Origin of the sequence: Chryseobacterium sp. c4a (assembly GCF_009900745.1) — a bacterium.
In the GTDB taxonomy this organism is placed as follows: domain Bacteria; phylum Bacteroidota; class Bacteroidia; order Flavobacteriales; family Weeksellaceae; genus Chryseobacterium.
On record NZ_WXVU01000002.1, the window covers coordinates 249,043 to 271,241 of the forward strand.

Consider the following 22,199-nt stretch of genomic DNA (forward strand, 5'->3'; position numbering starts at 1 on the left):
TGTAATGGCTTTAAACACTAAGGTTTTCAAAAATGTTTTCCATATTACTCAATTATTTTTATTTAGAATTATTCCATCAAATAGTATAATTATTTTTACTTGTTCTAAATAAAGCATTATATTTGTCGAAAATTTTTCACCCTTATGAAGAAGAAGGTACTTTCCATACTATCTTTATCTGCGATCTGCTGGATTAATGCCCAGAAACAGGATTCTCTTAAACATAAAAGTATAGAAGAAGTTGTTGTTACAGGACAATATACTCAGCAATCTATTAATAAATCTATTTATAAAGTTGAAGTCATTAGTGCTGCTCAGATTAAGAACATGGCAGCCACCAATGTAGCAGACGTTCTGAATCAAAGCCTGAATGTATTGATTATTTCAGATCGTAATTCGGGTAATTCCACAGCAAACTTAATGGGGTTAGGTGGAGAATATACCAAAGTTTTGATTGATAATATTCCGGTAGTGGGAGATATCGGCCTAGGAAATAATATTGACCTTACGAAACTTAATATCAATAATGTTGAAAGAATTGAAATAGTAAAAGGTTCCATGGGGGTAGATTACGGAAGTAATGCTGTAGCAGGAGTTATTAATATTATCACCAAGAAAAACAGTCAGAAAAAACTATCACTAAACGCTTTTTTACATGAAGAAACGGTTGGAAAAGAGTATGATTTTAAGAAAAAAGGTGAGGGAAGACATATTCAAACGTTAAATATTGGCTATAGTATTAATGAAAACTGGTATGTAGGTGCTAATATCAATCATAATGACTTCCAGGGGTTTAAAGGAGATAAGGAAGGGTATAAATATTTTGAACAGGACGGAAAGAGAGGGTATTTGTGGCAGCCTAAGGATGTGACGAATATTGATGGAGTGGTACGATATAATAAGAATAAAACTTCTATATTCTATAAATTCGGTTTTGTGAATGAAAAGCTAAACTATTACAACCTAATTGTAAATGAGCATTTCTACGATACAAAGAACAGAACTTACGCTTCTACTGACAGAGATTATTATACGACCCGATTCCTCCACCAGCTTAATGTACAGACTAAACTAGGAGCGATCAATTATACCGGAGATTTCTCTTATCAGACTCAGGATAGACAATACAGAGATTTTAAATACGATATTCCGAATAGAAAAGTTATTGGGGATAAAAACGAATATAAATCTTATAATAAAGCCGATGTTTTTTATTCAAGAGGTGTTTTCAGCAACTTTTTAGATAATAAAAAGATCGACTTCCAATTAGGGTATGAGTTGGATCATACTTCAGGTTTTGCCGGAAATATTGCCGGAAGTTTTCAGGGAACGGATAATGTAAAAAGAAAAATATTCAATTATGCCAACTTCATGTCTGTGGAATGGAATGCCACCAATTGGTTGTCATTACGTCCGGGATATCGTTTAGCGTTAAGTGATAAGTTTGATGCCCAGCATAATTATTCCCTTACGGCAAGAGCAAAAGTTGCGGATAATGATAATATCAGATTGGTTATCGGAAGTGCCAACCGTTTCCCAAACTTTGATGAGTTATATACCTTTATGGTAGACAGTAATCATGATATCAGAGGAAATGAAAATCTGATTCCCGAAACAGGAATGACAGCTTCATTAAACGGAGAGAAAACATTTACCACCGACTCAGGCTGGAATTTAGGCCTTGGAGCAAGTGCCACTTATCTTCATGTAAAAGACAGAATTGAATCTGTAACGGTAAGCAGACAACCTTTAAAATATCAATACCTGAATCTGGATAAATACAAATCTTACGTTTTTGAAGCTAATTTCAAAGCACAGAAACAAAAGCTTTCTTTCGCTGCGAATGTTGCTTATTACGGAATTTCAAAACAGCTTACAGACGGATTCATCACTTCTCCGAACGATTTCTTTTATACCCTGGAAGCAAGTGCTGTGGTAAATTATACTGTTCCGAATGTAAATACCACCTTATCATTATTATATAAATACACCGGGAAGACACAACAGTTCACCTTATCCGGTGATTTGAAAAACCCAGCTTATGAGATTGGCGAAAGAGGAGATTTTCACATGATGAACTTCATCATTACCCAACCTTTCTTCAAGCAACATTTTGAAGTGAGCCTTGGTGTAAAGAACATTTTTGATGTTACTTCAATAAGGGATACCACCTTTACAGGAAATGCTCATAGCACTGCAGATCCGAAGATCGATTTATTCTACGGCAGAAGCTTTTTTGCCCGATTAGGCTACAATTTTTAAAATTCTAACAATGAAAAAAATACTATTCTATCTTTTAATAGGAACATCATTTATAGCTCAGTCTTGTATCAATGCTAATGAAGATCCGGTACCGGTGATCCCTTCAGAAGGAGTTTCTGTAGATCCGTTTGTCAATGGGTCGGCACAGCCAAACCAGGTATGGATAGATTTAAGTGATATCAATGCACAAAACGGCCAGCCTAAGCAAACATTTAACAACAGAGTAAGCTGGGATCTTGCATTTTATTCAGGAAATGAATTTAAAGTGGTTTTGAATACATCCATTATGATGGCGTCTGCTAAAATTCCAAATAGTACTGATATTGAAAAAGTAAAAGAGTCTGACGTAAAAAACTTAAAAGACGAAGTACAGGTTGCAGACTTTAATCCCAATAATGTAAAATATATTGATGATGTAAAAGGAAACTTCCCGTCCGGATCTACAGCCATAGAAGAAATAAATGCTGATGCATCTGCCAATGCCGTTTATCTTGTGAATCTTGGAAGAGAACTTTACACCGGAACAATTGCTCCGGGATCAACAATCACAGGGGGAGACGAGAGAGGCTGGATGAAAGTGCAGATCGTAAGACAAGGGGATGGCTATAAAGTGAAATATGGCCAGCTGAATGCAACAGGAAAAGAGATTAAAGAGGTAGAAGTGAAGAAAAATAAGGCTTACAACTATACATTCTTTAGTTTGAAAAATAATCAGGAAGTCGCTATTCAACCTGAAAAAAATAAATGGGACATCTGTTTTACCGTATTTACCAATATTATCCCAAGTGTAGGAAGTTATATTAATGCAGATTTTGTGGCTACCAATACCATGGGGAATGTAGGAGCTTATGAAGTAAAAGTAGCCTCTTCAGCAATGGTGGACACTTTTAATAAGTTTAAAAAAGAAAGTGTAGATGATTCTAAATTGGTGTACAATGATCATAGAGTGATTGGTGGAAACTGGAGAGAATTAGGGCCGGATGGATCTAAAATAAAAGGAGATGTTTTCTATGTCATTAAAGATGCATCAGGTGCTTATTATAAACTTAGATTTGTGAAAATCACCAATGATAAAGGGGAAAGAGGACATCCAACATTTATGTATAAAGCCTTATAATAAATCAAATATATAGTATATCATGAAAAAATTTATCCTTGCAGCTTCTGTTCTTGTAGCAGTATACTCTTGCAAAAAAGAAGAAGGTGCAAAAAAAGAAAATACAACAGAAGCTTCTTCAGAAGCTCCAAAAAGCAATAATAAAATTGTAACCTTAAACGGTGGAATTACTGAAATCGTAAGTGCCTTAGGTCACGAAAAAGAAATTGTAGGAACAGATGTTACCAGTACATATCCGGAAAGTTTAAAAGCTACGGCTAAAAATCTGGGTCATGTAAGATCTATCACAATTGAGCCGATTATGGCTGTAAGTCCTACCTTAATTCTTGCTTCTGATAAAGATATCAACCCTGAACTGATGGGGAAAATTAAATCATCAGGAATTAAAGCAGATGTCTTTAAGCAGGAATATACGGTGGAAGGAACCAAAAAGTTAATCGAAGACGTTGCAAAAGCAATCGGAAATACAGATTATCAGAAACTGAATGATAAAATTGATGCAGATCTGAAGCAAGTTCAGCCATTAGCTAAAAAACCTAAGGTATTATTCATTTATGCAAGAGGAAATATGCTGATGGTAGCAGGTAAAAATACACCAATGGCCTCTTTAATTAATCTGGCAGGTGGAGAAAATGCAGTCAATGAGTTTGAAGATTTCAAACCGTTAACTCCGGAAGCTGTTGTAAAAGCTAATCCTGATGTACTATTCTTCTTTGAAACAGGACTACAAGGAGCAGGAGGAAATGAAGGAGCATTGAAGATGCCTGGAGTTTCACAGACAAACGCAGGAAAAAATAAGAAGATCATCGCAATGGATGGAGGGTTAGTTTCAGGATTTGGGCCGAGACTAGGAGAAGCAGCAGTTGGATTAAACAAACTTTTAATTGAAAACACAAAGTAAATTATACTTTTACATGACAATAAGTACCGTACTGCTTGCTATTATAGCAGTATGGTCTATTAATACAGGGGTTTACGATTTTGGTGGTAAATCTGCATTTAATGTTTTAGGAAAAGTAATACAAGGAGATTCTGATTTATCATTAAGTGATAAATATGTAGTTTTGGATGTAAGAGCAGCCAGAATTATTATGGCTATTTTAATTGGAGGAATGTTATCCGTTTCCGGAACAAGCCTGCAGGGTCTTTTTAAAAATCCTCTGGCAACAGGAGATTTAATAGGTCTTACATCAGGAGCTACACTACTAGCCGCTATTGCTATTGTTTTAGGTGGACACTTTAAAGAATATCTTCCTGAAGCTGTACAATTTTCATTGGTAGGTATTTCTGCTTTCATAGGATCTTTTTTATCCATGATGCTGGTATACAAAATTTCCACAAGCGGCGGAAAAACCAATGTGGTTATGATGCTGTTGACAGGAGTAGCGATTACAGCAATAGGTTTCTCCATCACAGGATTTTTAATATACATTTCAAAAGATGAACAGCTTAGAGACCTTACATTCTGGAATCTGGGAAGTTTAGCAGCTGCAACATGGACGAAGAATATTATTCTCAGTATTGTAATGATCGGAGCCTATATTATTTTACTGCCTAAAGGAAAAGCTTTGAATGCCATGATGCTGGGAGAAAAAGATGCACAGCATTTAGGAATTAATGTAGAAAGACTGAAGAAGCAGATCATTCTCACTGTAGCATTAATGGTGGGAAGCTGTGTGGCGTTTTCAGGAACTATTGGTTTTGTAGGTCTTATTGTACCATATATTTTGAGACTGTTGTTCAAATCCAATTATACCTTTATTCTACCTCTGTCTGCTGTATGTGGAAGTATTCTGCTTCTGACTGCAGATACATTCAGCAGAAGTATTGTAGAACCTTCAGAATTACCGATCGGGATTTTGACAGCTTTAATGGGCGGGCCTATTTTTATCGCTATTTTGGTTAAATTTAAAAAATCACTGTAATGATCAAAGCACATCAAATTAACTATAAGCATAAAGAATTCCGTATTCTGGATGGGGTAGATGTCTCTTTGGAATATGGAGAATTTTTAGCGATTGTTGGCCCTAACGGAGCCGGGAAATCAAGCCTTTTAAGTGTTTTAGCTCATGAAGTGAAATCTGAAAAACGAAAGGTACTATTTAAAGATAAACCTATTGAAGACTGGAATGTAAAAGATCTTTCAATACATAAAGCCAAGTTCTCACAACATAACAGTAACGATATTCCTCTTGAAGTAAAAGATGTAGTGATGATGGGAAGATATCCTTATTTCGATGCCCAACCCGGAAAATCAGATCTTGAAGCAATGAACAACAAGATGTATGAAACAGATATTTTTCATCTTAAAGACAGAGAATACAACTCTCTATCCGGCGGAGAGAAACAACGGGTACATCTTTCAAGAGTAATGGCACAACTGGAAAATGAAGTGGCTCACAAACTGGTTTTTCTAGATGAACCTCTGAATAATCTGGATATCAAGCATCAGTATAAGGCGCTGGAAATTATCAAAAATTTTACCAGGAAAGCAAACAGTGCGATTGTTGTGCTTCATGATCTGAATCTTGCTGCGCAGTTTGCAGATAAAATTTTATTAATGAAATCAGGACAGGTCTCCGCTTATGGAACCCCAGAGGAAGTTTTTACCGCAGAAAATATCAGTCATGCTTATAACTTTCCGTGTACCATTTGCGAACACCCTATTACTAATAACCCAATGATCATTTTTGGATAACCATGGAAAAAGAAGAATTAAAAATCCTTGCACAGAATCTTGCCAATCCTCAGGGAGAAAAAGGTGTAGAGATCGGAGAAATGATGAATGCCACTAACATCGGCATGACGTTAGAAAGTATCAGAACCCTTTTGATTGAAGATGATGAAAACATCCTTGAAATAGGACATGGAAATGCAGATCATGTGAAAAGCATTCTCAGCCTGGCTAAAGGATTGAAATATACAGGGATTGATATTTCTGAAACCATGAATATGGAAGCCAAAAGACTGAATCAAAAGTTTGAGGATCAGACAGAATTTGTTTTATACGAAGGAGTAAAGCTTCCTTTTGAAAATGAGACTTTCGACAAAATATTTACAGTCAATACCGTTTACTTCTGGGAAAATCCGGTTGAATTTTTAAATGAAATCTGCAGGGTTTTAAAGGATAAAGGAACTTTTGTACTGACCTTCGGACAAAGAGATTTCATGGAAAAGCTGCCATTTACCGCTTATAATTTCACGCTTTACAATAATGATGAAATGGAAGAACTAGTCTCCAAAAGTCATTTTAAAAGAATGAAAACTTCTGAAAAAGAAGAACAGATAAAAAGCAAAACAGGAAACGAAACGATACAAAGAATTTATACAATTTTAACTATAAAAAAATAAGATAATGAGCACATTAGTTAATGATTTAAAAGAAAAATGGGAAGCTCTGAAAGCAGAAAATCCACACATAAGAATAAGAAATGCTGCTGCTCAGTTTGGAGTAAGTGAGGCCGAATTATTAGCAACTGGCGTAGGAGAGGAAGTAACGGTACTGAATCCTGATTTTCCAGGAATTCTTACAGAAGCAGAGCAATTGGGAAAAGTAATGGCTCTTACCCGTAATGATGAATGTGTTCACGAAAGAAAAGGAACCTATCTGAACGGAGACTTCAGCAGCCCGCATGCACAGCTTTTTGTTGGAGAAGATATTGACCTTAGGATTTTCCTTAACCATTGGAAATTTGCTTTTGCAGTAGTGGAAGGAGATAAAAAAAGCCTTCAGTTCTTTGGAAAAGACGGATTGGCATTGCATAAGATCTATTTGACAAAGAAAAGTGATGAAGCAGCATTTGATGCTATCGTTGAAAAATTCAAAGCAGAAGATCAAAACCAGGTTTTCACTTTTGAGGCTGTAGCTCCTAAACAAGCCGAAAAACCGGATGCAGAAATAGATGTTGAAGGATTTAAAAAAGCTTGGACAGAATTAAAAGATACCCACGATTTCTTTATGATGACCAGAAAGTTTGGAGTAAGCAGAACTCAGGCTTTAAGATTGGCACCAGAAGGATTTACTCAGAAAATTGATAACTCAAAAGTGGTAAATATCCTTGAAGATGCATCTGAGAAGAATACACCCATTATGGTTTTCGTTGGAAACAGAGGAATCATTCAGATTCATACCGGAAATGTGAAGAAAACACTTTGGCACCAGCAATGGTTCAATGTAATGGATCCGGATTTCAATCTACACCTGGATGTAACTAAAATTGCAGAAGCATGGATTGTGAAAAAACCTACTGAAGACGGAGAAGTTACGGCTATCGAAGTATTCAACAAAGAAGGTGACTTCATCGTTCAGTTCTTTGGAAAAAGAAAACCCGGAATTCCAGAGCTTCAGGAATGGAAAGACCTTGTAGCAACTCTTGAGAAATAATAATTAGATAATTTTTAAGGAGGCCGTTTTGTTGGTAATAGGCAAAGCGGTCTTTTTTATGTTAGGAGCAAAAAGGTGAAAATGCCGATTTGTGCCGGATATTTATGTAATTTGTGGTTAAATTAAAATAGTAAAGACAATAAAATGAAGAATATTTTCATAGCGATACTGCTTGCAGGTTTTTGTTCATTAAGTGCACAGAACTTTAAAGCGTATCAGTTTTATGATCAAAAAGGAAAAGAGCTAAAGACTGATAAACTGGTGAAAGAATTGGCAGAATATGATGTTGTTTTCTTTGGAGAAAATCATAACAGCTCTATTAATCACTGGCTTCAACTCAAAATTACTGAAGCTTTGTATGAAAAGAAAAACGGAAAGCTTATCCTGGGAGCTGAAATGTTTGAAAGAGATAATCAAGCTCAGCTTAATCAATACCTGAATGGGAAATTGGATGCCAAAGCATTTAAAGATTCTGCCCGTTTATGGAATAACTATGCAACAGACTATAAGCCTTTAGTAGATTTTGCTAAAAATAAAAAACTCAATTTCATAGCAACGAATATTCCAAGAAGATATGCTTCACAAACAGCAAAAGAAGGATTGGAGTCTTTGAATAACCTAAGCGATAAAGAAAAATCCTACATAGCCCAGTTACCTATCAAAGTAACATTAGATACTCCGGGATATCCGGAAATGAAGGCAATGATGGGCGATCATGCAGAAGGAACAAAAGTGATGAATTTTATCTCAGCACAAGCAACAAAGGATGCTACCATGGCGGAATCTATTCTGAAAAATATACAGGCAGGAAAGACCTTTATTCATTATAACGGTAATTATCACAGTAAAGAATTTGGCGGAACCTATTGGTATATCAAACAGAAAAATCCAAATCTTAAAATGGCTGTAATCTCTGTTTTTGAATCAGAAGATCCGGAATTGAAAGTTCCTTCAAAAGATTATATTCCAACAGAATTCAATCTGATTATTCCAAGTGATATGACAAAGACTTTTTAATGCTTTTATCTCACGCAGATCCTGCGGATTACGTAGATTTTTGAAACAGCATCTTTGTCATTCTGTAAGAATCTAAATTTTAAATTTATCTTTGCTTTGTTGAGACTCCTGCGGAATGACAAGGCAGTGGATAGTTTACTGACTTGATGAAGAATAGACGGGAAAGTTTATGTTTCTCGAAAATCTCAGATACAGATAACTTCGAAAAATGGAAAACACGGATAACCTCCGTGTTTTTATGCTTATTATATCCTCTGATTAATGCTTGTGAGGAATGATCGTATCCAATATGTTATGGATTCCATTTTGAAGATTAACAGGAAATCTAGACATTTCTTCTTCCATTTTTCTCATTTCAGCATCAAATCTTTCACGGATGTTATTAAAATCATCAGCAAGATTACCTCCTGTAACAAGTTTTAGTTCTTTAGATGATAGCTTTTTAAAGCTAAGATCTGATTTTGTTTTAATTGGGTTCATAATTGAATATTTTAATGGTTTGTTAATCAAATTTAAATGTTTTTCAATTAATAATGAAATAATTATTTTTTATTGTTATTGTATCATAGATTGTTCTTTAGAAGGTTAGGTTTTAAATGAACTATTTTTTTATCATCTTGCAGATGACGCAGATTGTAAGGGTTTAAAATGAGATCTACAAAAATAAAAAGCATAACCATATCAAATTCAATAAGAACGGGCTTTTGCCAAAACTTAAGAATTGAAATACGAATAGAGAATTAATGATTCACAGTAACTACAAGCTTCCAGCCTCCTTCTTTTGCCTTCCTTTCCTAAAATCCGAACATTATAATCCATCTTTACTCTACAATCTTTACCTTTGTACTATATTCCAGTTTGTATGAAAAAAATATCCATTCTATTTATACTTTTTGCAGTATTGCTTAATGCACAGAAACTCACTCCCACAGAACTGTCTATTATCAATGAAGGAGATGTAAACTCTGCTTTACCAATCTATCAGACTACCGATGCGCATCAGCATAAAACATTGTTGAGCCTTTCTTCAGAAATCAATCCAACAGATCCTAATACAGCTGTTTTGGTGAAAAGAATGAAAGAATCACTTCTTACAACCGATGGTGGAGTAGGAATAGCTGCCCCGCAGGTGGGAATCAACAGAAAAGTGATCTGGGTACAGCGTTTTGATAAAGAAGGAACACCTTTAGAATATTTCATCAATCCGGTAATTGTTTGGAGATCCGATTTACAGAACCTTGGGCCTGAAGGAGACTTGTCAATTCCTGATTTCAGGGATCAGTTTTACAGAAGTAAAGTGATTCAATTGGAATATGTAGATTTGAAAGGGCAAAAATATTCAGAAGTAGTAGAAGGATTTACAGCCGTTATTTTCCAACACGAAATTGATCATCTTTTCGGAATTTTGATCTCTGATAAAAAAGAAAAAGAGAAAAACGATTCCTATAAAAAAGTAGACGCTTACCAGAAAAGTGATCTGAATAAAAGATAGATTCCAGATCATATAATAAGTCCTATAAAAAAGGTTACAGCACAATGCTGTAACCTTTTTTATTAATTACCAAATGGTTTTTGAGTATTGCAACTAATGTTTTGTCCGGGATCTACTCCAAAGTATTTACAAAAATAGAGGTAGTATTCATAGCGGTATTTTGTTTTGGGCTGTATCGTAGACTGTCCGCATTCAATCCCTCCATTGATAATATTTACAGTCGTTCCAAAACCAGGGATTCTTCCGCTTTCTGTATCTTTTTCTGTAGGCTGCCATTTTCCAATCATCACATCATGACAAGAAGGTTTAGGGAATTGAGGGGTCATCCAGAACCAGATGGCAGAGGCAAAAGATAAAACATTGTTTTCAGCCAAAAGTCCGGGGTTTTTTAAAAGCATATTTTTATCACCAAACCACGCTTCACTAAACTGTCCGTAGTTGTAATTCCAGCTCAGCTGTTTAGGGCCACGACCGTAATAAGCTTGCCCTGCAACCGGTGGATAGTTTATCTTAGAAGCATCAGAATAATTATTACCATTTCCCTTATTATTTTCTTCGATAAAATAAAGTCCCCATTTATAGTAACCTCCCGGAGCATCATCCCAGCCACCGCTTGTTTCCTGAGCGATATTGGCCAGAAAGGCAGAAAGCTCCCTCTTCTGATCTTCCAGAGTTCCTTCATTCAGAAAATTAGGGAAGTGGGCAGCCGCTTTTATAAATGCCTGATAGGAATAAAAATCCTGATGATTGGTATTTTTTCCTTGGATATTATTCCTGTTGGGGAATAAAAAGTTCCAGGTTTTAGCATTTATAAGCAGGTTAATACGTGTTGCTGTTTTAGTATCATTAATCTGTTCCAAAGGATTTTCCTTCTGTGGCGATTGTGCACAAGACCGGTTGTAAGAAGTCAAAAAAAGACTAAAGGAAAGTATTATGAATGGTAGTGTCTTCATTATTTAATGATATTTGGTACTTTTCAGGTATCTTAAAACAAAATCTTCACCATTTTTATAAGTATTAAAGTATAACCTTCACAAATTTAGTATTAAAATATATTCAATAACCTGTATTCATCAGCGAAAATCTGTAGTAAAAAATGAGCTGTTTTTATTTCAAAAACAGCTCATTTCAAATATAATTATAAAAAAATTGGATTAATCATCATTGGTGACAGAAAGTTTCACCTCAATATTATTTCTTGTTGCATTAGAATAAGGACAAATTTGGTGTGCTTTTTCCGTTAAAGCCTGTGCTTCCTCAATAGAAACTCCAGGGATATTAACATCCAGTTCTACAGCCAATCCAAAACCTCCGTTTTCAATCTGTCCTATGCTTACCTGAGCTGTTACCGTTGTTTCGCCGGTTTTTACTTTACCTAAGCTGATCACTCTGTTTAATGCACTGTCGAAACATGCAGAATATCCCGCTGCAAAAAGCATTTCCGGGTTGGTGAAGTTATCATTAGCTCCTCCTAACGCTTTGGGCATTTTTACTTCAAGATCCAATACTCCGTTTTCACTTTTTACGTGGCCATTTCTTCCGCCAGTAGCAGTAACTTTTGTTGTATATAGCGTTTTCATTTATTTTCTATTTTGTTTAATATTTTTAAAACTGTTTCTTTAAGTTCCAGCAGTTCTTCAGGTTGTATCCCAATTTTTTCCTGGATTTTGCCCGGAATTTCGCAGGCCTTTTTTTGAAGCTGTTTTCCGGCTTCGTCTAAAAATACTTCAACAACTCTCTCGTCCTCTTTTTTGCGTTTTCTTGTAATAAACCCTTTGGCTTCCAGTCTTTTCAAAAGAGGAGTAAGTGTTCCACTATCCAGAAAAAGTTTGTCACCAATATGGCTCACAGTAAGCCCGTCACCATTCCATAATACCATCATTACAAGGTATTGTGGGTAAGTGATATCCAGCTCATCAAGAAAAGGACGGTATAATCCGGTGATTTCCTTGGCGATTACATATAACGGGAAACAGATCTGATTTTCTAGTTTGGGTGTATTTGAAAGTTCCATAAGATTAAGTACGAAAGATTCGTGAAGGTATTACTTTTTAATGATAAATTCATCCATTGGAACACGGACTTTTTTCATAGAAGAGAGCCAGTCATTGGCTTCGTCACGGTATCCAAGATATAAAAGACTTACACTTTTTAAGCCTAATTCTTTTAATCCCAGAACTTCATCCACCGCTTCATTACTGAATCCTTCTGCCGGAGTACTGTCGATTTTAAGTTCTGCAGCCTGAGCAAGAGCAATTCCTAAAGCAATATAAGTTTGGCGGGCAGTGTGTGCAAAGTGTTGTTCAGGAGTCTGTGCCCCATACATTTCCTTGATTTTATCTGTGTAGCTTCCAAAACGTCCTCTTGGAAGATCTCTTACATCGGTATGGTGGTCATATACTTTATCTATTTTCTCATTAGAATAGCTGTCCCATGCGGCAAAAACCAAAACATGTGAAGAATCTCTCATCACTTCAGGGTTTAAAGCTCCTGCAACCATTTTTTCTTTTAATTCCTGATTTTCAACTACGATAATACGGAAAGGTTGTAATCCTGATGAAGTAGGAGCCAGCCTCGCTGCTTCCAGAATCGTGTTTAAATCTTCGTTTGATACTTTTTTTGTTGGGTCATAAGCTTTTACAGCATGTCTCCAGTTCAGGTTTTCTATTAATGACATTTTTTATTTTAAATTATTAAGTAATTATTTATTTCTTTTGTGATCAATTATCTATGCAAATATATAGACAATTAAATTGTGTGCAATTTAATTTTGAAAGATTTTATTGATGATGATTATTTATTTTATAAAATGAATCGATTCTTATATTTTCAACATGATTCGGATTTTTTTCCATCATAGAGATTCCAATCTTTGCCATAGAATTTTAAAATTAAAAACAATGCAGAGATTTAAAAACAAAACAGCAATTATTACAGGAGGAACAAATGGGATGGGGCTAGCAACCGCTCAGAAGTTTATTGAAGAAGGAGGGCGTGTAATTATTACGGGTAGAAGTGAAAATACTATTCATAAAGCTTTGAAACAGTTAGGGGAGAATGCTTTTGGAATTGTTTCTGATGCAGGAAATATGAGAGATTTATTGCGTTTACAAGAAGAAGTAAAGCAATACACCGCACAAATTGATGTTATTTTTGCGAATGCAGGGTATGGGAAATTTGCTCCGGTTGAAAACGTTGATGAGAATCATTTTGATGAACTGTTTAATGTATTGGTAAAAGGCCCTTTTTTTACCGTTCAGCAATTGCTGCCATTAATGAAATCAGGGAGTTCAGTGATTTTTAATACTTCTGTTGCTACAGAAATTGCGATGAACAGCTTTTCTGTATATTCTGCAGCAAAGTCTGCAGTACAGTCCTTTATAAAAACGTTTGCATTAGAGTTAACAGAACGTGGAATTCGGGTGAATGGAGTGAGTCCGGGGCATATTAAAACTAATATTTTCAATAATACAGGATTAGCTTCTGACCAAATTGAAGCTGCCGTTGAGAATATTATTCCAACCATCCCATTCAGAAGACAGGGAGATCCGGAGGAAATTGCGAATACGGTTTTTTTCCTGGCTTCAGAAGAAGCATCCTATATTCATGGTGCAGAGATCAAAGTGGATGCCGGAATTTCTGTAATAAGATAATAGATTGACTTTGGTAGAGGATTATTTCACCTCATTGATCTGTTTAACTATGTTGGTTTTATTTTCAACACCTATATTGTAGGTTTTCCCTTTTTTAAAACTGAGATTAGCCTTTTCAATCAATGTTTTATAATCAGCAGACTTTTTTGAAATATAAAATACCTGAGCACTTATTCCAATGGCTACACGTACAACTTCTTCCGGTTTATCGGGATCTTCAAGGATATTGTTGATGGTAGAATTATTATACCAGGTTAATTTCTGAGATTCAGAGTTAGAAGAACAGGATGTGATCATGATAAAGATTAATAATAAATAAGTCCAGGCTTTCATAATAATAAATTATAGAGTAAAAAGCTCCTGCAATATATAAATAAATGCAGGAGCTCTATAAAAAGTTAGTTAGAATCCGCAATGTGCTGTACTCGGTACAGGCGCTGAACAGCCGGAAAGTGCTGAGAACGCTGTCAATGTACAATTAGTATTTACCAGATTGTTATCATATAATAAAGATCCTGCCGGATTTCTGTAGTAAACATTTCCTGCTGTATTAGCATAGGAAGAAACCGAAGTTGATCCGCAAGTAGAATTGGTACATGCAGCTCTCCATGCAGTATCAGTGATTGGGCCTGTTGAAACCAAAGATGGATCTATAATTCTTTTTTCAACGACTCCTGAAGCATTTTTAAAGCTTACAAGAATAGCTACGTGATATACCCATGATACACAACAAGTGCCGGTAGAAGCTCTTAAATTACCATATACAAATTGTTTTTCACATTCATATCCGGCATTGTTTAAGATTTGTCTCATTTTGTGAGCTCTTGCGTAACAACCGTCTACAGGATATCTGAAAGTAATACAAGGAGATGAGGCTGTAGAAGTTCCACAAGACTGATTTTTAATTTGAGTAAATAAGCTGTTTAATGTTGCCAAATCAGGAATCACACTAGCCAGTTTATTTGTAATCCCTTTTTCTGCTTTTACTTCTTTTGTTAAAGCTGATTTAAAGAAACGAATATCTTCCAATGTAGGGCTTTCTACCTTTGCAATTTCATTAGAATTAGATTTAAGAAAGATATGAACAGGAGATTCATTTTTTACCGCCTGGCTGATCATTGAAATATAAGCCTCATTCTCTTTAGTATCTTTAATTTCATAAGGCTGTGCAGAAAGAATAAAGGAAACTCTAAATTTCCCATCTTCTTTATCGATCCCTACTGGAACAGTTCTGCCATAATCTTTCATGGCAATTTCCTTAGATTGCGTATTCAAATTTTCCTGATTCGCATTAGAATCTGAACACGAGTTCATTGATAGTACGGATGCAAATACCATCAAGGATAGCAAAAATTTTTTCATAGTTTTCATATTTTGGTGGTTAATGATTTTTAAACTAAATAGTATTTTGTTTATTCACTATTTAGTGATAATAAAATTATGAAAAATTAAAACATATGCAAGTATTTTTTCAAAAAAAATAAAATATCTATTAAATGTCTGCTAAAATGAGGGTTTATGTCTGCTCTGAAATAAGAGGCTAAAAGCTCTTTGTTTTCAGAAATTATTAATTTTTGAATGTATTAAGAGAAGAGGGAACAGTTGCTTGAATAAGATATACTGGATCTGCCTCAATAAAAGCTAATAAAAAATCCCTATGCATCATAATTACAAATGCATAGGGATTATATATTTTTAGTGTGTTGTGATTATTTATAAATCAATTCAGCCTGAAATACATCAGCAAAGTGTTTTCTGATCTTTGCTTTTATATCTTCCATTTCTTCAGGTGTCAGTTCTCTTTCAAGTTCTCTCTTTAAAGATGTTACTTGTTTATCCTTAATTCCACATGGAATAATGTATTCAAAGTAACGCATATCTGTGTTCACATTTAAAGCAAAACCGTGCAAAGTTACCCATCGGGATGCTTTTACTCCCATAGCGCAGATTTTTCTGGCATAAGGTTTACCAACATCCAGCCATACCCCTGTTTCACCCTGAGAACGCTCTCCTTTAAGCCCATACTCACCAATGGTTCTAATGATAACCTCTTCAAGGTTTCTCATATATAAATGGATATCTGTGAAAAAATTTTCAAGATCCAGAACAGGGTAACCAACGATTTGACCATAGCCATGGTAGGTAATGTCTCCACCACGATTTGTTTTCACGTAAGTGGCTTCTATTTCCTTTAGTTTATCAATTCCGGCCAGCATATTTTCTTCATGTCCACTTTTTCCCAAGGTATAAACATGGGGATGTTCTACTAAAAGAAGGTGATTCGGAGTCGTGATATGCTGTTCTGCAGGCAGATCGCGGTTCTTTATTTTAGTCTCAATAATACTCTTCATCAGTTGTTCCTGATAATCCCATGCGGGCTGATATTCTTTGATTCCTAAATCTTCAAATTCTACTGCTTTATTTTGATTTGTATTCATTTCAATTTTTGATATGCAAATTTAGTGAATTTTAAGCTTTTATGGAATGGATAAAATCTATGGCGTTTTTCTTCCAATCTTTATCCTGAAGCAAAACATTCACAAAGGCTGTTCCTATGATTCCGCCGTCTGCTTTCTCAGTAACGTTTTCAAAATCTGCCTTTGATTTTATCCCAAAACCAATCATTACTGGATTGGTAAGAGGAAGATCAGCCAATCGGTTTAGATAATTTTCATTCTTTAGAACGGTATTTTCATTTCCGGTAGTGGAAGATGAGCTTACTGCATACAAGAATCCTGAACTTAATGAATCCAAATACTGTATTCTTTCATCCGAAGTTTCAGGGGTAACCAGAAATGTAAAATTCAGGTTATATTTTTTCAGAATGTCTTGATAGTTTTTCTCAAATTCAATAGGAGGGAGGTCAGGAAGAATAAGCCCTGAAACTCCACTTTCTGAACATTCTTTGCAAAACTTTTCAAAACCGAAACTCAATACGGGATTGATATATCCCATGAGAATTACCGGTATTTTTATTTCATTTTTGATGGTTTTTAATTGTGAAAAAAGCTTCTCGATGGTCATTCCGTTTTGTAAAGCAAGTTCATGGGCTTTTTGGATCACCGGGCCATCAGCTACAGGGTCAGAATAAGGCATTCCGATTTCAATCATATCTGCCCCGGAATCCTGGATAAGTTTTATAATGTCTGCAGTATCTTCCAGTTGAGGAATTCCTGCGGTGAAGTATATATTTAGTTTTTTCATTTTTTATTGTCTTGATGCATTCATGTACAATCTATTTATGATCTGATTTTATCTTTTAAGGTCATATTACATGAATACTTTTTACATTTTACAAATTTTTAAGGTATGTTTCCATATCCTTATCTCCACGACCGCTTAAACAAATAACAACTACGTCATTTTCCTTGAACTTCTTTTTGTCTAAGACTGCCAAAGCATGAGAACTTTCCAAAGCAGGAATAATGCCTTCCAGTTTGGTCAGTTCAAAAGCACATTTCAAGGCTTCATCGTCATTAATACTGAAAAACTCTGCTCTTTTTTCTTGAAACAAATGGGCATGAAAAGGCCCGATTCCCGGATAATCAAGTCCGGCTGAAATAGAATGAGGTTCAATAACCTGTCCGTCTGCTGTTTGCATCACAAGGCTTTTGCTTCCATGAAGTACTCCAAGCGTTCCTAAGAATGTAGTGGCAGCAGATTTTCCTGAATTAACACCAAGTCCTCCGGCTTCAGCAGCAATGATTTTCACTTCTTTTTCTTCTACAAAATGATAGAATGTTCCCGCTGCATTGCTTCCACCACCTACACAGGCAATGACATAGTCCGGATTTTCTCTTCCAATTTTCTCTTTAAGCTGTTCTTTAATTTCTTTTGAAATGATGCTTTGAAATCTTGCTACAAGATCCGGGAAAGGATGAGGGCCAACAACACTTCCGATGACATAATGTGTTGTTACAGGATTGTTGATCCAATCTCTTAAAGCTTCATTTACCGCATCTTTCAGTGTTTTTGATCCTGAAGTGGCAGCAATTACTTCTGCTCCTAACATCTTCATTCTGGCTACATTCGGAGCCTGTCTTTGAATGTCGATTTCTCCCATATACACAATACATTCGAGGCCAAGCAATGCACAAGCAGTGGCTGTGGCTACACCATGTTGTCCGGCTCCGGTTTCTGCAATGATTCTTGTTTTTCCAAGACGTTTTGCCAAAAGAACCTGCCCTAAAGCATTATTGATTTTATGAGCTCCGGTATGATTTAGATCTTCTCGTTTTAAATAGATCTGCGTATTGTATTTTTTACTTAAATTTTTAGCAAAGTATAGAGGAGTTGCTCTTCCAACATAGTTTTTAAGCAGATCCTGATATTCTGTCTGAAAGTCTTCCGACTCAATGATTTCAAGATAATTCTTTTGCAGTTCTTCTACATTAGGATAAAGCATTTCGGGGATAAAAGCTCCTCCAAATTCTCCATAATATCCGTGTTCATCAGGGTTTTTATAATTCATTTCTTTATTCTTTAGTAATTAAATAAGCGTTATTTTGTGAGCTCAATGCATTGAGCAGTTCTTTTTCTTTTTGAGATACATGAAAAATTAAAATATCATCGTCTTCTGAATTGACCCATTCAGAGTTTTCATTTTCTTTAATGGCTTTTGCCTTATCATACAGAATTTCAATATCACATTTTTCATAAAACGGGCGAAGGTCTGCATGGCAGAAACCAATCGTTTTTATATTTCTTTTAGCCACATTTTCTTTAAAATACTGAACCAATTGAGCTCCATATCCTTTTTTCTTATGAGCCGCCACCAGTCCTACAGCTTCTGCAAAAGCATATTGTTCTCCGGACATCTTCAATACAAAATCAAAATTAAGCCGGAAAATGGCCACTATTTCTGAATGGGAATCCAACAGGAAATGAAATTCCGAATCTTTAAAAAAGGTACGGAAATAGGCAGGTTTCATCGTATTCCATGCAGAAATATCCCAAAGTTTGAGGATATGTTCAATATCTTTTTCTGTTAATTCGTTGGTTTGTTTAATTTGGTATTTCATGATTTTTTAATAATAATCAAAGGTAACAAAAGAGTCCCGAAGGGACGATTTAACCATAGCAAAGGATAACATCCCTAGCTATAATTATTGTATTTAATCCCATAAAAATTTTTCATCATAATCCATTTTATGTTTTTCCAATATTTCCACAAGTTCATTTTTAAAATCCTGTTTTTGATGGTGCTGGCGTTGGTTTTTAATATATTTTGTCACAATGTGAACCTCTTTTTCACCCACTGAAAGCGCACCATAACCATCCTGCCAAAAGAAATTCTCATATTTCTTGCCTTTCGTTTTGATCCATTTTGAGGAATGTGCCTTTATTTCCTGAACCAATTTCATTAATGCGATCTTCCTGGACAATCTACAAAGAATGTGAATATGATTATCGGTTCCACCAATCTGTAATGCATAGCTTTCAAAATCTTTACATAATGTGGCGATGTAGGCAAACAATTCTTTTTCTATGTTTTCATCTATAAAATCATTCCGGTATTTGGTGCTGAATACGATACGAATATAATTTTTGACTAACGATTGTGGCATTTGTGTGTTTTTTTTGGTTGGTATTTATGTTGTCATGAATGTGTTTGTCGTTGATATATTTGTTGTTTATATTAATTGGAATGTTTCCAATACTGGGTTAAATCGTCCCGTTGGGATTCATTGGAATGATTGTTTTAAATTTTTTAATCCTGTTGATATCCTTATCGCCCGGAGCTATTTCAAATTTTGAATTAATATCTAGGGCAAATGGTTTCTGTTTCAATTCTTCGATATTTTTGATGTTCTCTTCTGAGATACCGCCACTCAGAAAATAGGGGAATGGAATTTCAAATTCATTTAATAGATGCCAGTCAAACTGTTGTCCTGTTCCTCCAAATGCCTTGCTGTCTGTATCAAATAGGTAATAGGAAATAGAGTGTTGATTCTGTGCTTCAGGATTGTTACTGAATATCTGGGTTATTTTTCTTTTATTTTCAGAGATCTCATTTCCGATTCTTATCACCTTGATGATTTTGATATCCGGGCTTAGTCGTTTCTTTAATTCAAGAATAAAATGATCATTTTCATCACCATGTAACTGAATCAGGTTTAGCTTAGCTTTTTCAGCTATTTCAACAATGGTTTCAATTTTTTCATTAACAAAAACCCCAACTTTTCCCTGATGATTAATTTGTGCAATATCTTCCAGTCTCAAATGATTCAGAACATATCTTGGTGATTTTTCATAAAAAATAAACCCCAGAAAATCTACATTGATATCAATTAATTCCTGTATTTGGCTGAGCTTTGTCAGACCGCAGACTTTAAGTGTGGGAGAGGAATAATTGGTTGCTGGCTGTTGGTTCATAATAGTTAATAGATAGTTGTTGACTTTTGATTTTCCAGAGAAAAGCTCACTTTCAAATTTTCAAATGGACTCATTTTCAAATTAATAAAGAAAACTCTTCAAATGCTTTGGCCGGATCGGTATTTTTCATGAAATATTCTCCCATTAAGAAGCCATCAAATCCTTTTTCTTTTAAATATTTAAAATCTTCAAGATTGTAAATTCCGCTTTCGGCCACAGATAAAGTGTCTTTGGGAAGTTGATCTTTTAATTGAACAGAATGTTGTAAATCAACTTTAAAATCCTTCAGGTTTCTGTTATTAATTCCTACTAAATCGATATCAGAATTAAAATGTTTTAGTTCTTCTTCTGTATGGATTTCCAATAAAACCTCCAGATCCAATTCATGAGCAAGTGCTGTAAATTCCTGAACCTGGTTTGGTGAAAGGCAAGCTGCAATCAATAAAATAACATCAGCTCCCATACTTTTTGCTTCATAAAACTGGTATTCATCAATCATAAAATCTTTGCGTAGAATAGGGATGTTGATATGTTTTCTGACACTTAGAATATCCTCAAAACTTCCTCCAAAAAAATCTTTATCAGTAAGAATGGAAATTCCGCTGGCTCCAAAGTTTTCATAAGCTGAGGTAACATCCAAAGGCAAAACACTCTTATTAATGATTCCTTTAGATGGGGATTGTCTTTTAAACTCAGCAATAATTCCGCTTTTATTTCTAATGGATTCTTTCAGTGAAGCACTCTTTCTTCCAAAAAACTCAGAATTTTTTAGCTGATCGATGGAAATAGCTGCTTTTGAAAGGGAAACTTCCTCTTTTTTTCTTTCAATAATTTTATCTAGTATGGTCATGGGTAGAGATTAGAAATTAGAATGTTGTGAAATCATTTTAAATTTTTAGTTAATTAAAAGCTCAAATGTTTTTAATGCTTTTCCACTTTCCAAACTTTCCTGAGCCAATAGTAAACAATCATCATACGTTCCGAATTTATGAGTATGGTAAAGTGCTACAGATGCGTTAGCCAAAACCACAGCGTTTTGCTGCTCACTTCCTTTTCCTTCCAGAATATTCATAAAGATTTTTGCTGTTTCTTTGGTTGTGTCTCCCGCTTTAATATCTTCTAAAGTCACAGGATTGAAGCCTAAGTCTTCGGCAGAGTAGATTTCCTCTCCTTTCTTAGTAATGATTTTGCTGTCATGGGTAAGGCTGATCTCATCATAACCATCCAATCCATGGACTAAAATAAACTCTTGTTCCTCTTGTTGTAAAAGATATTGATAGATTCTTGCAATTTCCAGGTTGTACACTCCAATCATGGAGAATTTCGGTTTTGCAGGGTTTACCAAAGGCCCCAAAAGATTAAAGAATGTTCTTAGTCCTAGTGATTTTCTCAATAATCCAACAGATTGAAGAGCAGGGTGGAAGTAAGGAGCATGTAAAAAGCAAATATTAGCTCTTTCAAGATCTTCATTCAGCTGTTCTGAACTGTTCTTGAACTGATATCCAAGTTCCTCCAGTACATTGGATGAGCCTGTAGTGGTTGAAGCTCCATAATTTCCATGTTTTGTTACCTTCTGCCCAGCTCCGGCCACCACAAAGCTGGCCAATGTTGATATATTGATTGTGTTTTTTCCGTCGCCTCCTGTTCCTACAATATCAATGGCATCACTGGCATCTATATGGATGGGAACTGCCATCTGCAACAGCGCTTCTCTGAAGCCTTCAAGTTCTTTCAATGTGATATTTCGCATCAGAAACACGCTGATGAAAGCCGTTACTTCTGCTGCATTGAACTTATTTTGTGCAATTTCAATCATCATAGCCTTTGCCTCAGACTTTGATAAGGTATTGTGGTTGAATAGATATTGCAATATTTCTTTCATTTGAGGAGTTTTTAGGG

25 protein-coding genes are annotated in these 22,199 nt (G+C 35.2%); 10 read left to right on the forward strand and 15 right to left on the reverse strand.

What is annotated here, in order from left to right; genetic code table 11:
• The first annotated feature begins 144 nt into the window (after positions 1 to 144).
• The 8 genes from GTR01_RS05410 (at position 145) to GTR01_RS05445 (ending at position 8,780) form a co-directional block, all read left to right on the forward strand.
• Positions 145 to 2,262 carry a TonB-dependent receptor plug domain-containing protein gene (locus GTR01_RS05410; RefSeq protein ID WP_160136841.1) on the forward strand — a complete coding sequence of 706 codons (2,118 nt, stop codon included), beginning with the start codon at positions 145 to 147 and terminating at the stop codon, positions 2,260 to 2,262.
• Between the two features lie 10 nt (positions 2,263 to 2,272).
• Positions 2,273 to 3,379, forward strand: a complete 1,107-nt coding sequence (locus GTR01_RS05415) for an HmuY family protein (RefSeq protein ID WP_160136842.1) — start codon at positions 2,273 to 2,275, stop codon at positions 3,377 to 3,379.
• Positions 3,380 to 3,401: 22 nt separating this feature from the next.
• On the forward strand, positions 3,402 to 4,280 hold the full coding sequence (locus tag GTR01_RS05420) for a hemin ABC transporter substrate-binding protein (RefSeq protein ID WP_160136843.1): 879 nt from the start codon (positions 3,402 to 3,404) through the stop codon (positions 4,278 to 4,280).
• On the forward strand, positions 4,264 to 5,304 hold the full coding sequence (locus tag GTR01_RS05425; RefSeq protein WP_160136844.1) for a FecCD family ABC transporter permease: 1,041 nt from the start codon (positions 4,264 to 4,266) through the stop codon (positions 5,302 to 5,304). The genes GTR01_RS05420 and GTR01_RS05425 overlap by 17 nt, the downstream gene beginning before the upstream one ends.
• Positions 5,304 to 6,077 (forward strand): heme ABC transporter ATP-binding protein, encoded by a 774-nt coding sequence (locus tag GTR01_RS05430; RefSeq protein WP_160136845.1) that lies wholly within the window; start codon positions 5,304 to 5,306, stop codon positions 6,075 to 6,077. The genes GTR01_RS05425 and GTR01_RS05430 overlap by 1 nt, the downstream gene beginning before the upstream one ends.
• A 2-nt stretch (positions 6,078 to 6,079) precedes the next feature.
• Positions 6,080 to 6,730, forward strand: a complete 651-nt coding sequence (locus GTR01_RS05435; protein ID WP_160136846.1) for a class I SAM-dependent methyltransferase — start codon at positions 6,080 to 6,082, stop codon at positions 6,728 to 6,730.
• 4 nt (positions 6,731 to 6,734) lie between these two features.
• Positions 6,735 to 7,763 carry a hemin-degrading factor gene (locus GTR01_RS05440; RefSeq protein ID WP_160136847.1) on the forward strand — a complete coding sequence of 343 codons (1,029 nt, stop codon included), beginning with the start codon at positions 6,735 to 6,737 and terminating at the stop codon, positions 7,761 to 7,763.
• Positions 7,764 to 7,907: 144 nt separating this feature from the next.
• Positions 7,908 to 8,780 carry a ChaN family lipoprotein gene (locus tag GTR01_RS05445; protein ID WP_160136848.1) on the forward strand — a complete coding sequence of 291 codons (873 nt, stop codon included), beginning with the start codon at positions 7,908 to 7,910 and terminating at the stop codon, positions 8,778 to 8,780.
• A gap of 258 nt (positions 8,781 to 9,038) precedes the next feature.
• Here GTR01_RS05445 and GTR01_RS05450 read toward each other — a convergent pair whose 3' ends face one another.
• Positions 9,039 to 9,260 carry a bacteriocin gene (locus GTR01_RS05450; protein WP_160136849.1) on the reverse strand — a complete coding sequence of 74 codons (222 nt, stop codon included), beginning with the start codon at positions 9,258 to 9,260 and terminating at the stop codon, positions 9,039 to 9,041.
• A 382-nt stretch (positions 9,261 to 9,642) separates the two neighbouring features.
• On the opposite strand from GTR01_RS05450, the gene GTR01_RS05455 reads away from it, so the two are divergent.
• Complete coding sequence (locus tag GTR01_RS05455; RefSeq protein WP_160136850.1) at positions 9,643 to 10,272, forward strand: peptide deformylase; 630 nt, start codon at positions 9,643 to 9,645, stop codon at positions 10,270 to 10,272.
• Positions 10,273 to 10,334: 62 nt separating this feature from the next.
• Here the strand turns inward: GTR01_RS05455 and GTR01_RS05460 are convergent, their stop codons facing one another.
• From GTR01_RS05460 to GTR01_RS05475, 4 genes are all read right to left on the reverse strand, one after another.
• Complete coding sequence (locus GTR01_RS05460) at positions 10,335 to 11,225, reverse strand: chitinase (protein WP_160136851.1); 891 nt, start codon at positions 11,223 to 11,225, stop codon at positions 10,335 to 10,337.
• 201 nt (positions 11,226 to 11,426) lie between these two features.
• On the reverse strand, positions 11,427 to 11,852 hold the full coding sequence (locus GTR01_RS05465; protein WP_160136852.1) for an organic hydroperoxide resistance protein: 426 nt from the start codon (positions 11,850 to 11,852) through the stop codon (positions 11,427 to 11,429).
• Positions 11,849 to 12,286, reverse strand: a complete 438-nt coding sequence (locus GTR01_RS05470; RefSeq protein WP_160136853.1) for a MarR family winged helix-turn-helix transcriptional regulator — start codon at positions 12,284 to 12,286, stop codon at positions 11,849 to 11,851. The genes GTR01_RS05465 and GTR01_RS05470 overlap by 4 nt, the downstream gene beginning before the upstream one ends.
• 30 nt (positions 12,287 to 12,316) lie before the next feature.
• Positions 12,317 to 12,949 (reverse strand): NAD(P)H-dependent oxidoreductase, encoded by a 633-nt coding sequence (locus GTR01_RS05475; RefSeq protein ID WP_160136854.1) that lies wholly within the window; start codon positions 12,947 to 12,949, stop codon positions 12,317 to 12,319.
• Positions 12,950 to 13,172: 223 nt separating this feature from the next.
• Between GTR01_RS05475 and GTR01_RS05480 the strand changes: the two genes are divergently transcribed.
• Entirely contained in the window at positions 13,173 to 13,925 is a 753-nt protein-coding gene (locus tag GTR01_RS05480) for an SDR family oxidoreductase (RefSeq protein WP_160136855.1), read from the forward strand.
• A 21-nt stretch (positions 13,926 to 13,946) separates the two neighbouring features.
• On the opposite strand, the gene GTR01_RS05485 is transcribed toward GTR01_RS05480, so the two are convergent.
• From GTR01_RS05485 to trpD, 10 genes are all read right to left on the reverse strand, one after another.
• Positions 13,947 to 14,258 carry a hypothetical protein gene (locus GTR01_RS05485; protein ID WP_160136856.1) on the reverse strand — a complete coding sequence of 104 codons (312 nt, stop codon included), beginning with the start codon at positions 14,256 to 14,258 and terminating at the stop codon, positions 13,947 to 13,949.
• Between the two features lie 69 nt (positions 14,259 to 14,327).
• Positions 14,328 to 15,287 carry a protein-glutamine glutaminase gene (locus GTR01_RS05490; protein WP_160136857.1) on the reverse strand — a complete coding sequence of 320 codons (960 nt, stop codon included), beginning with the start codon at positions 15,285 to 15,287 and terminating at the stop codon, positions 14,328 to 14,330.
• Positions 15,288 to 15,634: 347 nt separating this feature from the next.
• Positions 15,635 to 16,363, reverse strand: a complete 729-nt coding sequence (gene lipB / locus GTR01_RS05495; protein WP_160136858.1) for a lipoyl(octanoyl) transferase LipB — start codon at positions 16,361 to 16,363, stop codon at positions 15,635 to 15,637.
• Positions 16,364 to 16,394: 31 nt separating this feature from the next.
• Complete coding sequence (gene trpA, locus GTR01_RS05500; protein WP_160136859.1) at positions 16,395 to 17,129, reverse strand: tryptophan synthase subunit alpha; 735 nt, start codon at positions 17,127 to 17,129, stop codon at positions 16,395 to 16,397.
• Positions 17,130 to 17,217: 88 nt separating this feature from the next.
• Positions 17,218 to 18,396 carry a tryptophan synthase subunit beta gene (trpB, locus tag GTR01_RS05505; protein ID WP_160136860.1) on the reverse strand — a complete coding sequence of 393 codons (1,179 nt, stop codon included), beginning with the start codon at positions 18,394 to 18,396 and terminating at the stop codon, positions 17,218 to 17,220.
• A gap of 4 nt (positions 18,397 to 18,400) precedes the next feature.
• Complete coding sequence (locus tag GTR01_RS05510; protein WP_160136861.1) at positions 18,401 to 18,946, reverse strand: GNAT family N-acetyltransferase; 546 nt, start codon at positions 18,944 to 18,946, stop codon at positions 18,401 to 18,403.
• A gap of 93 nt (positions 18,947 to 19,039) precedes the next feature.
• Entirely contained in the window at positions 19,040 to 19,492 is a 453-nt protein-coding gene (gene tnpA, locus GTR01_RS05515; protein WP_160136862.1) for an IS200/IS605 family transposase, read from the reverse strand.
• 97 nt (positions 19,493 to 19,589) lie between these two features.
• Entirely contained in the window at positions 19,590 to 20,300 is a 711-nt protein-coding gene (locus tag GTR01_RS05520; RefSeq protein WP_160136863.1) for a phosphoribosylanthranilate isomerase, read from the reverse strand.
• A gap of 76 nt (positions 20,301 to 20,376) precedes the next feature.
• Positions 20,377 to 21,150: an indole-3-glycerol phosphate synthase TrpC gene (gene trpC / locus GTR01_RS05525; RefSeq protein WP_160136864.1), complete on the reverse strand. Its 774-nt coding sequence runs from the start codon at positions 21,148 to 21,150 to the stop codon at positions 20,377 to 20,379.
• A gap of 45 nt (positions 21,151 to 21,195) precedes the next feature.
• Positions 21,196 to 22,182, reverse strand: a complete 987-nt coding sequence (gene trpD / locus GTR01_RS05530; RefSeq protein WP_160136865.1) for an anthranilate phosphoribosyltransferase — start codon at positions 22,180 to 22,182, stop codon at positions 21,196 to 21,198.
• Positions 22,183 to 22,199 lie beyond the last annotated feature (17 nt).

Excerpts from the sequence above, each read along its gene's own strand:
- GTR01_RS05410 (WP_160136841.1), top strand. The coding sequence starts at position 145 with ATGAAGAAGAAGGTACTTTCCATACTATCTTTATCTGCGATCTGCTGG.
- GTR01_RS05415 (WP_160136842.1), top strand. The coding sequence starts at position 2,273 with ATGAAAAAAATACTATTCTATCTTTTAATAGGAACATCATTTATAGCT.
- GTR01_RS05420 (WP_160136843.1), top strand. The coding sequence starts at position 3,402 with ATGAAAAAATTTATCCTTGCAGCTTCTGTTCTTGTAGCAGTATACTCT.
- GTR01_RS05430 (WP_160136845.1), top strand. The coding sequence starts at position 5,304 with ATGATCAAAGCACATCAAATTAACTATAAGCATAAAGAATTCCGTATT.
- GTR01_RS05435 (WP_160136846.1), top strand. The coding sequence starts at position 6,080 with ATGGAAAAAGAAGAATTAAAAATCCTTGCACAGAATCTTGCCAATCCT.
- GTR01_RS05440 (WP_160136847.1), top strand. The coding sequence starts at position 6,735 with ATGAGCACATTAGTTAATGATTTAAAAGAAAAATGGGAAGCTCTGAAA.
- GTR01_RS05445 (WP_160136848.1), top strand. The coding sequence starts at position 7,908 with ATGAAGAATATTTTCATAGCGATACTGCTTGCAGGTTTTTGTTCATTA.
- GTR01_RS05450 (WP_160136849.1), bottom strand. The coding sequence starts at position 9,260 with ATGAACCCAATTAAAACAAAATCAGATCTTAGCTTTAAAAAGCTATCA.
- GTR01_RS05455 (WP_160136850.1), top strand. The coding sequence starts at position 9,643 with ATGAAAAAAATATCCATTCTATTTATACTTTTTGCAGTATTGCTTAAT.
- GTR01_RS05460 (WP_160136851.1), bottom strand. The coding sequence starts at position 11,225 with ATGAAGACACTACCATTCATAATACTTTCCTTTAGTCTTTTTTTGACT.
- GTR01_RS05465 (WP_160136852.1), bottom strand. The coding sequence starts at position 11,852 with ATGAAAACGCTATATACAACAAAAGTTACTGCTACTGGCGGAAGAAAT.
- GTR01_RS05470 (WP_160136853.1), bottom strand. The coding sequence starts at position 12,286 with ATGGAACTTTCAAATACACCCAAACTAGAAAATCAGATCTGTTTCCCG.
- GTR01_RS05475 (WP_160136854.1), bottom strand. The coding sequence starts at position 12,949 with ATGTCATTAATAGAAAACCTGAACTGGAGACATGCTGTAAAAGCTTAT.
- GTR01_RS05480 (WP_160136855.1), top strand. The coding sequence starts at position 13,173 with ATGCAGAGATTTAAAAACAAAACAGCAATTATTACAGGAGGAACAAAT.
- GTR01_RS05485 (WP_160136856.1), bottom strand. The coding sequence starts at position 14,258 with ATGAAAGCCTGGACTTATTTATTATTAATCTTTATCATGATCACATCC.
- GTR01_RS05490 (WP_160136857.1), bottom strand. The coding sequence starts at position 15,287 with ATGAAAAAATTTTTGCTATCCTTGATGGTATTTGCATCCGTACTATCA.
- lipB (WP_160136858.1), bottom strand. The coding sequence starts at position 16,363 with ATGAATACAAATCAAAATAAAGCAGTAGAATTTGAAGATTTAGGAATC.
- trpA (WP_160136859.1), bottom strand. The coding sequence starts at position 17,129 with ATGAAAAAACTAAATATATACTTCACCGCAGGAATTCCTCAACTGGAA.
- trpB (WP_160136860.1), bottom strand. The coding sequence starts at position 18,396 with ATGAATTATAAAAACCCTGATGAACACGGATATTATGGAGAATTTGGA.
- GTR01_RS05510 (WP_160136861.1), bottom strand. The coding sequence starts at position 18,946 with ATGAAATACCAAATTAAACAAACCAACGAATTAACAGAAAAAGATATT.
- tnpA (WP_160136862.1), bottom strand. The coding sequence starts at position 19,492 with ATGCCACAATCGTTAGTCAAAAATTATATTCGTATCGTATTCAGCACC.
- GTR01_RS05520 (WP_160136863.1), bottom strand. The coding sequence starts at position 20,300 with ATGAACCAACAGCCAGCAACCAATTATTCCTCTCCCACACTTAAAGTC.
- trpC (WP_160136864.1), bottom strand. The coding sequence starts at position 21,150 with ATGACCATACTAGATAAAATTATTGAAAGAAAAAAAGAGGAAGTTTCC.
- trpD (WP_160136865.1), bottom strand. The coding sequence starts at position 22,182 with ATGAAAGAAATATTGCAATATCTATTCAACCACAATACCTTATCAAAG.